Below are 16,100 nucleotides of genomic sequence, written 5' to 3'. Positions count from 1 at the left end.
CACCCGAGCGAGGCGCACTCGGCCCTCGGCGCTGCGCGCATGGCGGTCGCGGACGTCGTCGTCGCCGCGCATCGCCGCCGCGAAGGCCTCGGCCGATTGCTCGTCGAGCGTGGCACGGTGCGAGGACCACAGCCGGTCACGCTCGGCGCGCGTTACGACGATCTCTTCGTCAGTTACGACGGACGCCACCAGCCCTTCGCCTTCCAGCTCGGCGTCGGAGCCCGCCAGCTTCTCCTGCGCCTCGTGAAGCCTGTCCGCCGCCGCGGAGACGTCATCCTCTGCCGCCTTCAACGCCCGCTCCGCCTCGCGCAATTCGGCGGCGGTCGGAAGCCCCGCATCCGCCAGATCACGCCAGCCGGACGGAAGTCCGGCCGCGCTGCGGCGCGCCTCCGCCTCGCGCTCTTTCAGATCGCGGGCCAGTGCCGCGGGATCGTCCGGCAGAGCGTCAAGCGCGCAGAGCGCATCGGCCAGCGCCTCTGCGCTCTCCGGCATTTCCTCCACCTCGCCGAGTTCGGCGCGCGCATCCTCGAGCGCCTTTTGCGCCTGATCCAGGGATCGGGCCGTCTCGCGAACATCCTGCCCCGCCTCACGGATCCCGTTTCGCACGTCCCGCGGCAAGACCACCTCGGCCGGTTCCGCGCCCTCCCCGGCAAGCGCGGAGGCAAGGCGGCGGGCCTCTGCTCGCGCATTGTCCCGTTCCTGCTTTCGTCGGCCGAGATCGGCATCGGCGAGGCTGGCGCGGGCGACGAGCGACTCGCCGTCGTCGAACCGGGCATCTTCGAGCCCCGCGAGCATTTCGCCGATGGCGATGCCTTCGGGGTCCGGCACGAGCTCGGAAAGCAGTTCGTCGGCATGCGCGATCGTGGCATCGGCCTCCGCTTTCGCTTCCTGCGCCTGCGCGGTCCGATCCACCGCCACACTCACGCGCGTCATTGCGTCCCGGGGCAGGTCGGGGCCGTCGGGAGAGCCCGCGAGCGCCGCCCGCGCCTCGTCGATGCGGCGGGCAAGCTCGCGGCGATGATCGGCGGCTTCCCGCAGGGCAAGTTGGCGCCTGGCATCGTCGCGGACCGCGGTGGCGTCGCGGCAATCTCTCTCCGCGATCTCGACCGCCTGCAGCAAGGCGTCGAACCGCCGTGGGTCCAGCCGCGCCGCGGCCAGCGCCGCGTCGATCTCCTTCAGCCGGTTGCGCCCTTCGGCGAGAAACGTCGTCCGCCCGCGCGGCTTGTGGAACGCCTCCACCTCTTCCTCTGCCTGTTTCAGCAGATCCGCGAAGCCCGAGAGTCCCGACGACCCGGCGTGGAGCAACTGGCCCAGGTCGCCCTTGGCGCGCGCGATCTCCTCCCCGCCCTGGCGGAGCACCGCGTCGTCGAGCGAGAAGCGCGTGCGATATGCGTCCCGATCGAGGCCATGGAGCAGCAGCGAGAGGCGCCGCTCGTCCACTGCGCGCCCGTTCTCATCAGTCAGCGACCCTTGCCGCTGGCCCGTGCGACGCGGGGTCAGAGGCCCCTCCTCCGTGTCGAGCGTAGCGCCCACCATGAGGTCTTTCCGGGCATAGATGAAATCGTAGGGATGCTGGAGCGGCAGGCCGAAGAGCAGATCGAGCCAGGCCGAAAACGCAGTGCTCTTGCCGGCCTCGTTCTCGCCGTAGACGATGGTGACGTCGCTCTCGCCGCCGCCGGGTCCGAAGTCCAGCCGCCGGTCGGTGAAGCGGCCGTACCGGATCAGGTCGAGGTGACGGAGTCTCATTGATCCGTCCTCCCCGTGCCGAGGCGAAGCGCCATCGTCTCCACGCCCGCCTCTATCAGCTTGTCCAGCCGGTCGTCGCCGAGCACGTCACGGATCTCGGCCGGCAGGGCAGCGCGGATTTCTTCCAGCTGCGCCTGCACCTCGTCGCGGAACCCGGGCGTGGCAGCATCGGCACGCATGAGCGTGGCGAGGTCGTCGGCCGCCTCCGCGTTAAACGCGGGTGCCTCTGGGCGCAGCTTCACGCGGTCCACGAACACCCCCGCCACGGCCTCCGCCGCCTCGCGCGCCTGCGCCTCCAGCATACGCGGGTCGCCCAGCTCGGTGGGGCTTCCCGTCGCGTCCAACCGCGCCGCGATCAACACGCCGCCCTCCGCCACCGCCTCCAGCGCCGCCCGCAGACGCGCGTCGCGCCCGCCCTGGTCCGCGACACCCGCGAAGTCCACCGGCACCCAGGCGAACCGCAGCAGTTCCAGCGGCAATTCACGCGCACGCACGCCTTGCAGGTCTATCTCAACCAGCGTGGCCGACCCGCCCTCCGTCTCGCGGATGCTGCGGCCTTGAGGGATACCCGGCATCACGACGAGCGACCCTTCGGCCTCATGCACCGCGCGCTTGTGGATGTGGCCGAGCGCCCAATAGTCGAAGCCGTGCCCGACAAGGTCGGCCAGCGCGCAGGGGGCGTAGGGATCGTGCCCGGGAGCGCCGTCAAGCGAGGTGTGCATGAGCCCGATGTTCCAGCGCCCCCGATCGGGGCGCGGGTAGCGGGGCAGCAGGCTTTCGGCCATGTGAGTCGCGGTAAAGCCCATGCCGTGGACCGAAGCCTCGCCGACACGGAATGTCGGCGCATCCGGCGTCAGCACCGTCAGCGCATCGGAAACCGGTCCGTAGCGGTCGAGGTCGAGCAGCGCGTCGTGGTTGCCCTGGATCAGGACCGCCGGGATGCCGGCGCGGGCGAGACGCGAAAGCTCTGTCGCCAACGCGGCCCGGCTCGCGACGTCGGCCACGTCGCTGTCGAAGGTGTCCCCAGCGAAGAGCACGGCATCCACGCCTTCGGACACGGCCGCATCGACAAGCCGCGCCAGCACCCGCCGCGACGCCGCGCGCAGGCTTTCTCCCATCGCGCTGTCGCGCGCCGCCTGGGTCCTGAGCGGCGAGTCGAGGTGGAGATCTGCCGCGTGCAGGAACTTCATGCTCTGGTCCTTTCGTTTTGCGGCTCCGACATGCAGCGGGGCACTCTCCGCATGACTATCAGTTCCGTCTATTCGCGACGCCCCAACGATTCGTTGACAGGGTCATTGAAACGAAAGAGGATGTCAAAACCTGTCACCCGTCGGGAGCCGCAAATGTCCTACAGCAAGGCCACCGACCTGCTTCGCCTCGCGGACATGGCCACGGCGCGTTTCGAAGGTGTTTCCTTGCAAGAGATCGCCGAGGAATTCGGGTGCGACCATCGCACGGCACAGCGGATGACACGCGCCTTCGAAGCCGCGTTTCCACAGATCGAAGTGAACGAAGATGCGGAACGCCGGCGACGCTGGCGCCTTCCCCGTTCCGACCCACGCTGGCTTCAGGCCCAAGGGATCCGCGACGGCGAACTGGCCGCGCTCGACATGGCGGCGCGGCGTGCAGAGCGCGACGGTGCGCCGGATGAAGCGAAGCGGCTGAACGCGCTCAGGGAAAGGCTGCTCGCGGCGATGCCGTCTTCGCAAGCCCGTCGGACCGAGGCCGACGCAGAGGCACTGCTCGAAGCGCAGGGCTTCGCCTCTCGCCCCGGGCCGCGCGTCGTGTCGGACCTGCGCCTGCTGGGGACGCTGACCGAGGCGCTGCGCGCGCCCTTCAGCGTCGAGATCAGCTATACTTCGGCCGATAGCCGGACGTCCGACCGGTTGCTGGAACCTTATGGGTTGTTACTGGGCATCCGGCGATACCTGGTGGCCCGGCCCGTCGCGGGCGACGGCAAGATGCGGCGCTTTCGGCTGGACCGCATTGGCAAGGCGCGGATCACCGGCCAGAGTTTTGCCCGCGACACGGCCTTCAACCTGAGCGAATTCGCATCTCAGGCCTTCGGATCGTTCCATTCCGACGCCGAATACGGACCCGTCGCCTGGCGCTTTTCGCCAGAGGCCGCACCTGTCGCAAGGCAGTTCGTCTTTCACCCGTCGCAGGAGGTGCGCGACGAAGCGGACGGATCGTTGATCGTGAGGTTTGAAGCCTCCGGGCACCTCGAAATGGCCTGGCATCTCTACCAATGGGGGGATGACGTCGAAGTGCTGGCCCCGGAGGCGCTACGCGACATTGTGGCCGGGCATCGCCGCACCGATTTCCCGGCGCTACCCTGACCCTGACAGCTTTTGCCACCGTAAGCCGCCACCCTGCAGCAGACCACCGTTAACGATTCGAAATGAGACCTCATGCGCATCGATCCCCTGCTCACTCGCTCCCCGGAATCCGGCGCGTTGCGCCCCGTCACGGATGACCTGCTGGCCGAGGTCTACCTTTCGCCACAACGGCCCGATCTGCGCCTTGGTGATCACCTCGGCCCCGGCGCGCCCTGGTCCGAGAGTTTCGAGGCGGCGCCCGAGGAAACCGCGCGGGCGGTCGAGGCAGGGCTCTTGGCCGTAGCCCATGCAACCCCGTATCTCGACCCTTCTTATCTTTCGCCTGAGGCGCTGCCCGAGGGCCGCGCCCGCAGCCACCTGGCCGCGCTGCGCGACCTCTGGCGCGACCTCGGCGCCCTGCCGGGCCAACTGGATACCTGGCGCCACGTGCTGAACGCCAAGGCCGGCGATGCGCTCGAGGCGCTGCCGCTGGCCACCCCCGATTGCCCCTTCGCCACCCCGGCCGAGGGCGCACTTGCGGGAACCTTGCGCGCGCATCACGGAGCTGCAGAGGCACCGCCGGCATCGTCCTCCGACAAGGAGGGCAGCGCGCTGCGGCACATTCAGGATCATCTCGGGCGGCGGTCGGACGAGATAGCGCCGGACGGTTCCATCGCATGCCACGGGCTGCGCGACCCGCGCGAGGAGACTGAGTTCGCTGCCGCCCTCGCCCAGTCCATGCTGGAGGCGGGCCGAGTGGAGAGTGCATCCGAGATCGGCCTTCTGGTGCCCGACGGGCCCGCCTATGCGCTGTCTTTGCGGGAAGCCTTTGACAGGGTCGGGCTACCTCTCTCCGGACTGCCGGAACAGGACGCGCGGCGCGATACAACCGGGGAGCTTCTTCCGCTGCTGCTGGTGCTCCTGCAAGGCCCGGCGCCGCGCACCGCGCTGGCCTCACTCTACGTCGCGCCGGGGATGCCCTGGTCGCCCGAGACCGGGCGCAGGATGGCGCGCGAGGTGATCGACCGGGGCAAATCGCGCACGGCGTCGGAACTGGACGGCCCGGCCCGTGACCTGCTGGATGCCCTGCGCCCCTGCGACACGCCCGAGCAATTGTTCGGGCGGCTTGGGGCCTTTGCACGCGCCGCACCCGGGGTGGAATTGGCCCCGCGTATCGCGCCCCTGAAGACGGTCACGGACAAAACCATCGACTGGCCCCTGCTGCGCCGCCTCGCCGCGCCGGGGCCGCAAGCCGCCGAGGGGCGGGACCGGTTCGTTGAAGGTGTCTCGTTCTTTACCGAAAGCGCCCTGCCCTGGCGTCCGGTCCGCCAGCTGATCGTGCTGGGCATGGCCGGCGGGCACTGGCCCCGTCTGCCGGGATCGACCCCGTTCTTCACCGAGGGCGAGATCGCGCTGATCCGCGACAGCGGCCTGTTGCTGGAAGGCCGCCGACAAAGGCTGGCGCGCGGGCTGGACCTGTTCCGCCGTCAGTTGGGCGCCGCGACCGAGGGCCTGAGCCTGCTGGTGCCCGCGGTGGACCTGCACGGCAACCGGCTGTCCCCCTCGACCGGGCTGGCCCTGATCGCCCACATGCAGGGTGCCGAAGAGCCCGCCGAGTTGGTTCAGGATCTGCGCGCCGTCCCGCCCGAGCATTGGCCCGTGGCCGCTACCCGCCCGGAACCCGTGCGACTGGGCGGCGCGTCGGACCTGCCCGAGAACGGCGTCCTTCACATCCAGCGCGGCCTGGGCACCCCGGACAAACCCGGCGTCGATCTGCTGCGCCTGCGCGAGACCGAGGATGGCCCGCTGCCGCATTCGCCGTCGCGGCTTGAGACCCTGCTGGTCAGCCCGCTCGGCTGGCTGCTGGACGAACTCGGCGCCAAGGACCGCGCCTGGGCGCCCGAGACCCTCGACGTGATGACTCTTGGCACGCTGATGCACCAGGTGCTGGAGGATGTCTATGCCGAGGGCGCGCCGGTGCCGGATGACGCCACGCTGACCACGACGGTCCCCGGCGTGCTCGAGAGCGCGATCCGCCGTCACGCGCGCTGGTTGACTGATGCCGCCTGGGCCACGGAACGGGCCAGCCTACTGCGCGAGGCGCAGGATATCTGCACCGCCTGGGCTGGTTTCCTGCGCGACACCGGGGCCAAGGTCCTGCACAACGAGATCGAATTGAAGGGCGATCACGGCGGCCTGCTGCTGCATGGCAAGGCGGACTGCCTGCTGAAGCTGCCCGACGGGCGGATCCTCGTGGTCGACCACAAGCGCTCCAGTGCGGGCGGTCGGCGCGAGCGCATGGCCAGGGGCTGGGACCTGCAGGTGGCGCTCTACCGCGCCATGCTGGAACGGCCCTCGGAGGACACCGCGCTGACCCGGCTGGTGGCCGAGGGCGCGCAGGTCGTCACCGCCTACCACATGCTGCGCGACGGCACTGTCCTGTCGGATGCCCATGGCGTCGATGTGCCAAGGGTCGAGACGGCCGGCGCGGATGCAGCCGTGAAAGCGATGGAACACCTTGCCAAGGTCCTCGCCGAGGTTGGCGCGGGCACAATCCGCCTTAACCGTGAAGGCGACGCCAAGACCTTCGATAAGGAGCGCGGCATCAAGGCCTATGCCCTGAAAAACCCGCTGGTGGCGGCCTTTTGCCTGCCGGAAACGCAAGAAGAGGAGGACGCGCAATGACCGATCTGTCCCTCGTGCCCGCTGGTGCTGGCGCCGGCAAGACCTACCACATCCAGAAGACGTTGGGGGAATGGGTCGAGACGGGCGAGGTGTCTCCGGGCCGCATCCTTGCCGTGACCTTCACCGAGGCGGCGGCGGCCGAGATGCGCGACCGGGTGCGCGGCGAATTGATGGCGCGCGGGCGACTCGAAGACGCGCTGGAGATCGACCGCGCCTACATGGGCACGATCCACGCCCTGGGACAGCGGTTGTTGACGGAACACGCCTTCGCTGCCGGACGCTCACCCGAAAGCCGGCTCTTGAGCGAGCCGGAACGCGATCTGCTGATCCGGCTGGAGATGACCCGCTGCACCGCCTTGCACCCCTTGATGCGGAACTTGGGGCGGTTCGGTTACGCTTGGGACTTCGCCACGGGGGCCAGCGCCGAGGACAACTTTCGGGCCGATGTTCTAAGGACAGTGGACCTGATTCGCGGCCTTGGCGCGCGCGGGCAGTCGCCGGATATCCTTGAACCGGCGTTGGACGCGCTGGCCGAGGGCTATGGCGCGGTTGCGCCGGACGGCGCGACGCTCACAGCGTCGCTGCAACGTGCCGTACAGGACCTTCTGGAGGCTTTCCCCGACAGCCTCGCCCCGCTTTTCGACGGCAACGGATCGGCGGTAAAGTCCTTCTCGGACAATCACCGCGACCTTCGGCTCGCGGCGCGGGACGGTGTGCTGGCGCGGGACTGGACGCTCTGGCAGAAACTGCGCGACCTGCGGCAGTCCAAACGTGGCGCACCGACCCCCGAAGGCTATGACGACCTCGCCGCCGTTGTCATGGAGGTCGCAAATGCCCTGCCACGCCATCCCGGCCCGCTGGCCGATGCGCAGGCGCACCTGAGCGCGCTCGTGACCGGCGCGCAGGAGGTGTTGGAGGCCTACGAGGAGGCCAAGCGCAAGGCCGGGCTGATCGATTACGCCGACATGATCGCCGAGGCCGAGACTCTGCTGCGCGCCTGCCCCGACATCCTCCAAGCCGTGCTGGGCGAAATCGATTGCGTGGTGATCGACGAATTCCAGGACACCAACCCGGTGCAGTTCGCCCTGCTCTGGCGGCTGGCGCGCGGGGCGAAACGCGCGCTCATCGTGGGCGACACCAAACAGTCGATCATGGGTTTCCAGGGTGCCGACCCGCGCCTGACCGAAGCTCTGCAGGCCGCCCATCCGGAGACTGTCACACCGCTCTATCGCAACTGGCGGTCCGATCCGAGGATCATGGCGATGGTCAACACCCTCGGCCCGACACTCTTCGACAACTACAATCCTCTGGCCCCACAGCGCGCCGAAACCGGCGAGACAGCGCTGGAGGTTCTGGACCTGCCGAAAGGCCGCAAGGACACCACGGCAGAGTGTATTGCGAACCGCGTGGCCGACATCCTGAAGGCAGAAACGCCTGTCTACGACAAGGCGCTGAAGACCATGCGCCCCGCCCGACCCAGCGACGTGGCCGTGCTGACTTATACACACCAGAAGGCCAGCGCGGCGGCTGCGGCTCTGGAGGCTCACGGCCTGCCGGTGCGCATCCAACAGGACGGCTGGCTAAGCTCGCTCGCAATGCGCGCCGCCCGCGCCGCCCTGGCCTTTGCCGCCGACCCAGAGGACAGCCACGCCGCGCTGACTTGGCTGACGCTCGGCCCGCCGCGCGTGCCGCTGGAGGATGCCTTGCACAACGCCGTCGATGGGGTGCTGGGCGCACATGTCTCTCTCGCCCCCCTGCACGCGCTCAATGACGGGATCGCCACCCGCCCGGTGGGCGAGACCCTGGCCGATGTGATGCGCGTGACCAGCCTGCGCGACTGGGCCGCCGGGCTGGCGCAGCCCGCGCAGGCGCTGGCCGACCTCGCCCGGCTCGAGGGTGAGGCGCAGGAGTTCGACATTATGGCGCACGACCTGCGCGCCGCCGCTGGTTTCCACGGCGCCGGGGTGCAGGTCTTTCTGGGTTGGATCGCATCCCAGACCGCCAGGGATTGGGACCGCCATCCCGACCCGGACGGCTGGTCCTCCTCGGGCATCGAAATCTGCACCTGGCACGCCGCCAAGGGCCGCGAATGGCCGATCACCGTGGTCGCCGGACTGGACCAGAAGATCGCCGAACGCCCGGGCACTCTGCGGGCCGAGTTCGATGGCTTCGACGATCTCGACAACGTGCTGGACCATGCCGGCCTGGGCTACCTGCCAGACTTCGCCGCGCCGGAATCGCAGGAGCCTTTCACCGAAGCCCGCCGCCCCGAGGATGAACGCGACGCGGCGCGCAAGCTTTACGTCGCGCTGACTCGGGCGCGCGACCGGCTGATCCTGGTGATGCCGCGCGAGAAGTCCAAGCCGCGCGACACTGCCGAACGCATGGTCGACCTGCTGCGCGACCGCGCCGGGTTCGAGACAGCCGATTGCACGCTGACCGTCGTGAGCCAGCCCTTTGCCTCGCGGGTTGCCGAAGGCATTCCCGACGAACCGGTTTCCTCAGGGGCCGCATCGGCCGAGACCCACACCCGCTTCGGCAAGGCACGCAGCCCTCTCGCCACCAAACGCACGCCCTGGCGGCGCAGCCCCTCGACCCTTGCCGAACCGGAGCCGGCCCATGCCGTCCTACTGGAAACGGTGCGCCTGGCCGAGGGCGTCACGGAGACCAGCACCGGCAGCGCGACCGAACGCGGCACCGCCTGGCATCTCGCCTTCCGCGTGCTGGCCGCCCGACCGGACCTGACCGACCGGATCTCCGCAGCTACCGGCCTTCCCGACCATGCGATCACTCAGATCGCCGCTCAGGCGCAGGCATTGACCAGCTGGCTGGCAGACCGGGGATATGACAGGCTGCATTTCGAATTGCCGCTGCAGGAGACCGCCTTGGACGGTTCCGAAACCAACGCCATCCTCGACTGTCTTGCCGAGGGGCCGCAGGGCCTGATGATCGTCGACCACAAGTCCGGCACCTGCCCCGACCCCACCGAACGCTTTGCCACCTACCAGCCGCAACTGGCCGCCTATGCCGCCATGGTCCGCAGGCGCTGGCCGGACAAGCCGCTGCAGGGCGTCGCCATCCACTGGATGAGCGAGGGCACGCTAAGCGTTGCGACCGCCCCGATTATGGAACCGGCCTGATGTCCTTTCTCGCATGGATCGACTTCGACCAGGCCGACCGGGATCGCACCCGCCGGATCATGGACCTCTTCGGTCAGGAAGACACCCGAGACGAGCTTGGCCTCGGTTCGGTGCGCGATGCACTTGCGGACCTCATGTTCCCCGGCACATCGACGATCCAGACGCGGTTGCGCTACATGCTGTTCGTGCCCTGGATCTACCGGATGGCCGGAACGCACAAGGGCACGGCCGCCGCTCGGCGCGAGCTGGCGCGTGCCCTTGAGATCCGTCTGATCGAGGCACTTGTGCGCGGCGGCGAGACGCAGAACGTCATCGGCAGCGCAGCACGGGAAAAGCTGAAGCGTCTGCCCAGCGACGTCTACTGGGCGGGCCTGCTGACGCTCGGCATCCGGCGCTTCCAGGGCAGTCGCAATGCCTGTCTCGAGGCGACCCCGGGCGAAGCGCAAACGCTCTGGGCCAATGGATTGCCGCCCGCGCCAGACGATTTCCTGTCATCCCCGGACAGCACGGCGACCTTTCCGCTTTCGACGGAAGAGGCCGATTTCCTGCGGGACCGGCTGGCACAGGACGCGCCGCACAGCCTGTTCACGCTCTTGTCCCGCCAGGCGAGCGCCGCCGAGTGCGACATGATCTGGCAGCATCCCTCGCGCGCTGATTGGCCCAATCACATCAGGACGCTCGTCGGTCATGCCGAGCGGTTTTCCCGTCTGATGCACAGCGCCTCCCTGCTCTACAATCTAATGCTGTCGGAGAAGGCGGCGCAGATGCAGGGGGCGCATGAGAGCAGCTGGCATGATCGGGTCGAGACCTATTCCGCGATGCTCGACACGTGGAAAGCCGAGACCCCCCATGACCTGTTCACCGATTGGGACCTTCAGGATCTTTGGCTTTTGGCGCAGGACACAATCCACGATGTCAAACCACACAGCCGCAGGTTCATAGAAACATGGCGCGAGACCGTGCTGGAAACGGGCGGAGGCGTGCGCAACGATGCTACCGCCCGCGCCCTTGTCCGCGACCGCGAAACCCGTCTGAAAGGCGCGAAGTCACGCTTCCGCAACGACAGCGCGCTGATGCGATGGAGCGGCGCGTCGGGGACAGCGCCGCTTAACTTCCGCTGGAAACCCGTCGTTACCAATCACGTCAGGGATCTTGTGGATGCAGAATAATGCTGCGCTCGATCCCGAAAACCGCGCGCTTTACGCCGAGATCCTGCGGGCGCCTGCGGGGTATGACCTCGATGCCGCGCTGGCGACGACCTATACGCTGGACTTTGAAACGGCCCTCGTTGTCCCGGCGACGCTGGCCTTTCACGCTGCCGAAAACAGGCAAGAGACATTGGACACGCCGCTTGCGCTGCTTGAAGGGTTGGAGCGCCTGTCGTCCCGCATCGCGATCTTCTGCGAGGCCGGTCGGATCAAGTCCGTCCCCAAGGGGGCCAACCGCCTGACTGCGCTGCTCGAAGATACCGTGACGGAGGTAACAGCCCCGCGCGACGGCGCCTTTCACCCCAAGCTATGGTTCCTGCGGTTCGTTCCCATCGGCGGCCATGGGCGGCCGCGCCTGCGGCTGGCCTTGCTGTCCCGCAACCTGACGACGGACGCCTCCTGGGACCTGACCCTGTCTCTGGACGGCGTGGCGACAGCGAACGCACGCGACCAGAACGCACCGCTTGTCGAGCTTGTCAGTGCCTTGCCCGGCATGGCCTCCGGTCGGCCCGCCCCGGCGCACGTCGCGTCGATGGTCGCTTCCCTCGCCAAGGATCTTGCACGCGCCGAATGGGACTACCCGAGGCACGTCAACAAGATCAGCTTTGCTGTGAACGGGCTGAGCGATCGGGTCTGGCGTCCGCAGGTTGGCCGCACACTGGGCATCATTTCGCCCTTTGTCACGGATGGCGCATTGTCGGCCCTGAGCCGGGGCGTAGACCCCGCCAATGCCTGCCTCCTCGGTCGGGCCGAGGAAATGGCGCTGCTTTCCCCGGAAACGCTGGCGCGGTTCGGAAAGCGCCTTGTCCTGGACGAAATGGCCGAAACCGAGGACGGCGAGGAAAGCGATGAGCCATTGCGTGGCCCAGTCCCCACCCGGGGCCTGCATGCCAAGGCCTTCATCACGGAACGCTACAAGAGCACCGAAATCACCATGGGATCGGGCAATGCCACTACGCCGGCCCTCATCAGCGGCAACAACGTCGAGGTCTTTGCAACCCTGACTGGCTACACCGATCATCTGCGCACGATGGAAGACCAGCTATCGCCGGAGCGCCTCGGCCGCTTCTTGCGCGAGTTCGTGCCGTTTGAGCCTGTCAATACCGCGAAGGAGGACGCCGCCGAGGCGCGCCTTGAAAAACTGCGACGTGACCTCGCCGGGTCGGGTCCGATCCTGCGGTGCGAAGAAGACGACGAGGGACGCATCCTCTTGCACCTCTCGGCGCAGACGGAAATCATTATCCCCGACGGGATCGGCCTGCGGATCTGGCCCGTCGTCGTGGGTATCGAACATGGTATCGGCCTGACGGCCCTTGATGCCCGGGAACATCTGCTTGGCAGGCTGCCGCTCAGGGATGTAACGCGCTGGATCGGAGTCAGGCTGGTGGATGAATTGACCGGCCTTGAGCAATATTTCACGCTTGGATCGGATCTCGTCGACCTGCCTGACGCCCGAACCGCCGAAATCCTGCGCGCACTGATCGAGAACCAGGATGCCTTCCTGCGATACATCCGCCTGTTGCTGGGCGACGTCTCCGAGGCCGCAAAGGCCCTGTTCGCCGCAGGCAAGGGCGGTACCCTGTCTGGAGTTTTCGGAACCGGCCGGGATGCACCCATCCTCGAGGACATGGTCCGTGCGCTGACGGGCGACGGGCGACAGTTGCGCGACATCGAACGGCTTGTCACGCGGCTCAGCGACCCGCAAACCGGCCGAAGCGAGATTATCCCGAATGAATTCCTGCACCTTTGGGAGACATTTCGCGCTGTGATGCCAAAGGACCAGCGCAATGACTGACCGGTTCGTGTCCGATGACGCGTTGCGCCCCCTCAAGGCGTTTCAGCGCAAGACCGTCGACTATGTCGCCAAGCGGCTGCTGAGCGACACCGACGCGGTGCGCCACTTCCTGGTTGCCGACGAGGTGGGGCTTGGCAAGACGATGGTGGCCCGTGGCGTGATTGCGCGAACGATCGAGGCGCTACAGGACAGCGTGCCGCGCATCGACATTGTGTATATCTGCTCGAACGGGGCCATTGCGAAGCAGAACGTCGCGCGTCTGAACGTGATGGGCGGCGATCGCACGCGGGTCCTTCCTACACGCCTCACCATGCTTGCCCTGGAACTGGCCAAGGCCGGCGGGATCAAGCGCGAGGGGGTCAACTTCTTCAGCCTGACACCAGGCACCTCGCTGGATCTGAAACAGGGCGGCGGCATGAAGCAGGAACGTGCGCTGATCCTGCGTCTGATCTGGAACATGCTGGACGATCGCCGTGCCGTGGCCAGGATGCTGCAAGGGTATGCCGGCGCGGCTGGATGGCGGCAGACGCGTGCCTGGATCGACCAGCAGCCGGTCGAGCCACAGATCGCGGCAAGGTTCGAGAATGCCGTCGCCGCCCGCCCCGATCTGCTGCACGAGCTTGAAGCGTGCGCGCAATGCTACAAGGGGCTGCGTAGGAACGACACCGATCTGAACAGGCGCCGGGAAAGCATCGTCGGCCAGCTGCGCACCATTCTCGCCCGCGAAAGCGCAGAGGCTCTGGAGCCCGACCTGATCGTTCTCGACGAATTCCAGCGCTTCACCGAGCTTTTGCACGGCGAAGGAGAGGCCGCCGATCTTGCGCGCAAGCTCTTTGACGCCATCGACCCCGACGGCAACCAGTCCAAGGTCCTTCTGCTGTCCGCGACCCCCTACCGGATGCTGTCCCTGCGTGACGACGAGGCCGACGCCGGCGATCACTACCGCGAGTTCCTGGATGTCCTGAGTTTCCTCTATGGCGAGCGCGGGCCATCGGTCCGGGCTGAGCTGGAGACCGAAATGCGCCGCTACCGGCTGGCTATGCAGGGCCTGCCAGGCAGTTTCGATGATGCCTGCACCATCAAGACCGGGATCGAAGGCACTTTGCGCAGCGTAATCGCCCGGACGGAACGCGTGGCCGAAACAGCCGAGCGCGACGCCATGATGCGCGACGTCGATGTGCCAGTGACCGTGGAACCGGCCGACCTGATTGAAGCCCGCGCGGTGGCCCGTGTCGCCGATGCCGCGGATGCGCCAGGCACAGTGGAATACTGGAAATCGGCACCCTACCTGCTCAGCTTCCTGCGCGACTACAAGCTTGGACAGCGCCTCGATCACCTCAAGGATTACCCGGGCGAGGCCTTGCTGGCCGCGATCCGGGACGCGGGGGCGGCCCAGATCGACACGGATGCCATCGAATCCTATCGCCCCATTCCCGAAAACAACGGCCGCATGCGCGCGCTGAAGGAGATCGCCTTTCGGGACGACATGGCTAAACGGCTCTGGATGCCGCCCAGCCTGCCCTATTTCGGGCCGCGCGTGACGGCGAGCAAGATGCTGATCTTTTCCCAATGGGCGATGGTGCCGGACGCCATCGCCGCGCTGCTCTCCTATGACAGCGAGCGGATGATGGGGATGGGACGGACCGGGCGGAGCTACACCGCGCGGCATCCGCAATTGCTGAACTTCCGGCGCAACAGGGATCGCCTGACGGGCTTGCGCGCCCTGCCCCTGGTCATTCCGTCTCCAACGCTTGCCTCCACGGTCGATCCGCTTGAAATCTTTCGATCCTCGGGGCCGCTGCCAGACGCGTCAGCCATGCGCAAACACGCCATCGATCGGCTGCAAGACTTGGCGTCATCGCTTGAGGGCCGCCTTCGTGCAGTTCAGCGTGGAGGCTTCACCGCTCATATGGGCGACGGCGAAACGGAAACAGACGACGAAAACCTTGAACGGGCGTTGACCTGGGACTGGGCCTGTGCCGCCGCGCTGGATGTCCGTTCGGAGACGTTCGCCACATGGTTGGCAACTGGCGACATTTTGACCGACATCGTGCGGGCGGACGGTCAGGACGCGTGGCACGATCACCTTAACGCGCTCAGCGCAGCGGCCCGAGCCGACACGTTGCATGGGCAACCGGACCGGGATCGCCTGGTGGACCACGTGGCGGACCTCGCCCTTGGCAGCCCAGCCACCTGCGCGCTGCGCGCCCTTCGGCGCGTGGTGCCCACCCTTGACCTGGACCATCCCGCTATGCTGAACGCGGCGACCCGGATCGGCATGGCCTTTCGGGGCCTTTTCAACCAGCCGGAGAGCCTGGCTCTGTTGCGGACCGGAACCGATGACGTCTACTGGCAAACGGTCCTCCATCATTGCGCAGAGCATGACCTGCAATCGGTTCTCGACGAATACCTGCACGTCCTGATGGAGGCCGAGGGGCTGATGGACGCCGAACCGGCCTATGCCGTTGCTGTTCTGGCGGAGACCGTCGATGACACCCTGTCCCTCAAGCCCGCACAGATCGAAATCAAGCGCTATCGGGCGCACCGCGATCGCCTGGAGATCACCCCGGGTCTGCGGATGCGTGGCCGGTTTGCGACGCGCCTGCTGCAACAGGGCCAGGAGGACGGCGCGCAGCGGACAGACACGGTTCGCACCGCCTTCAACTCGCCGTTCCGGCCGTTTGTGTTGGCATCCACCTCCGTCGGGCAGGAAGGGCTCGACTTTCATCCCTATTGCCACAGGCTGGTGCATTGGAACCTGCCCTCGAACCCGGTGGACCTGGAACAGCGCGAAGGCCGTGTCCACCGCTACAAGAACCATGCTGTCAGGCTGAACCTTGCCGCGAGGTTCGAGCACACCCTCCGGAGCAGGGCGCCCGTAGGGGATCCGTGGCGCAGTATGTTTCATACGGCGCACGATCAAGCCGTTCGACCCGGAGACATGGAACCCTTCTGGCTCCTCGATGGCCCGACCGGCATCGAGCGCTTCGCACTTTCGCTCCCCTACAGCCGCGAAACCGCGCTCCTCGGGTGGCTCAAAAGGTCCGTTGCGCTGTATCGCCTGGCGTTCGGCCAGCCGCGCCAAGATGATCTGATCTCGTTCCTTGAAGGCTTGGACAGGTCAGTAGAACACATTGATCTGTCCGAACTACAAATTAGCCTGAGGCCAGTCTGAACGGTGCTCAGTAATCATTTCAACTATATCGCA

The 16,100-nt window shown here is 67.2% G+C and carries 8 protein-coding genes; 6 read left to right on the top strand and 2 right to left on the bottom strand.

Going from position 1 to position 16,100, the window contains the following annotated elements:
- Together CVM52_RS12180 and CVM52_RS12175 are read right to left on the bottom strand one after the other, a co-directional pair.
- Positions 1 to 1,746 (bottom strand): AAA family ATPase (locus tag CVM52_RS12180; RefSeq protein WP_172720991.1); only part of this gene is annotated, 1,746 nt, incomplete at its 3' end.
- The gene (locus tag CVM52_RS12175) at positions 1,743 to 2,936 is read right to left on the bottom strand and encodes a metallophosphoesterase family protein (RefSeq protein ID WP_100162770.1); all 1,194 of its coding nucleotides are present in this window, start codon (positions 2,934 to 2,936) and stop codon (positions 1,743 to 1,745) included. The genes CVM52_RS12180 and CVM52_RS12175, both read right to left, overlap by 4 nt.
- A 153-nt stretch (positions 2,937 to 3,089) precedes the next feature.
- On the opposite strand from CVM52_RS12175, the gene CVM52_RS12170 reads away from it, so the two are divergent.
- From CVM52_RS12170 to CVM52_RS12145, 6 genes are all read left to right on the top strand, one after another.
- Positions 3,090 to 4,085: a helix-turn-helix transcriptional regulator gene (locus tag CVM52_RS12170; protein WP_100162769.1), complete on the top strand. Its 996-nt coding sequence runs from the start codon at positions 3,090 to 3,092 to the stop codon at positions 4,083 to 4,085.
- A gap of 72 nt (positions 4,086 to 4,157) precedes the next feature.
- Positions 4,158 to 6,749, top strand: a complete 2,592-nt coding sequence (locus CVM52_RS12165) for a PD-(D/E)XK nuclease family protein (protein WP_100162768.1) — start codon at positions 4,158 to 4,160, stop codon at positions 6,747 to 6,749.
- On the top strand, positions 6,746 to 9,889 hold the full coding sequence (locus tag CVM52_RS12160) for a UvrD-helicase domain-containing protein (RefSeq protein ID WP_100162767.1): 3,144 nt from the start codon (positions 6,746 to 6,748) through the stop codon (positions 9,887 to 9,889). The genes CVM52_RS12165 and CVM52_RS12160 overlap by 4 nt, the downstream gene beginning before the upstream one ends.
- Positions 9,889 to 11,058, top strand: coding sequence for a DUF6361 family protein (locus CVM52_RS12155; protein WP_092370915.1), 1,170 nt, complete (start codon positions 9,889 to 9,891; stop codon positions 11,056 to 11,058). Before CVM52_RS12160 ends, CVM52_RS12155 begins: the two co-directional genes overlap by 1 nt.
- Positions 11,048 to 12,892, top strand: a complete 1,845-nt coding sequence (locus CVM52_RS12150; protein WP_100162766.1) for a phospholipase D family protein — start codon at positions 11,048 to 11,050, stop codon at positions 12,890 to 12,892. Before CVM52_RS12155 ends, CVM52_RS12150 begins: the two co-directional genes overlap by 11 nt.
- Entirely contained in the window at positions 12,885 to 16,067 is a 3,183-nt protein-coding gene (locus CVM52_RS12145; protein WP_100162765.1) for a helicase-related protein, read from the top strand. The genes CVM52_RS12150 and CVM52_RS12145 overlap by 8 nt, the downstream gene beginning before the upstream one ends.
- Positions 16,068 to 16,100 lie beyond the last annotated feature (33 nt).

This window comes from Pseudooceanicola lipolyticus, assembly GCF_002786325.1.
Taxonomy (GTDB): Bacteria; Pseudomonadota; Alphaproteobacteria; order Rhodobacterales; family Rhodobacteraceae; genus Pseudooceanicola_C; species Pseudooceanicola_C lipolyticus.
This window is presented reverse-complemented; position numbering and strand designations above follow the sequence as displayed.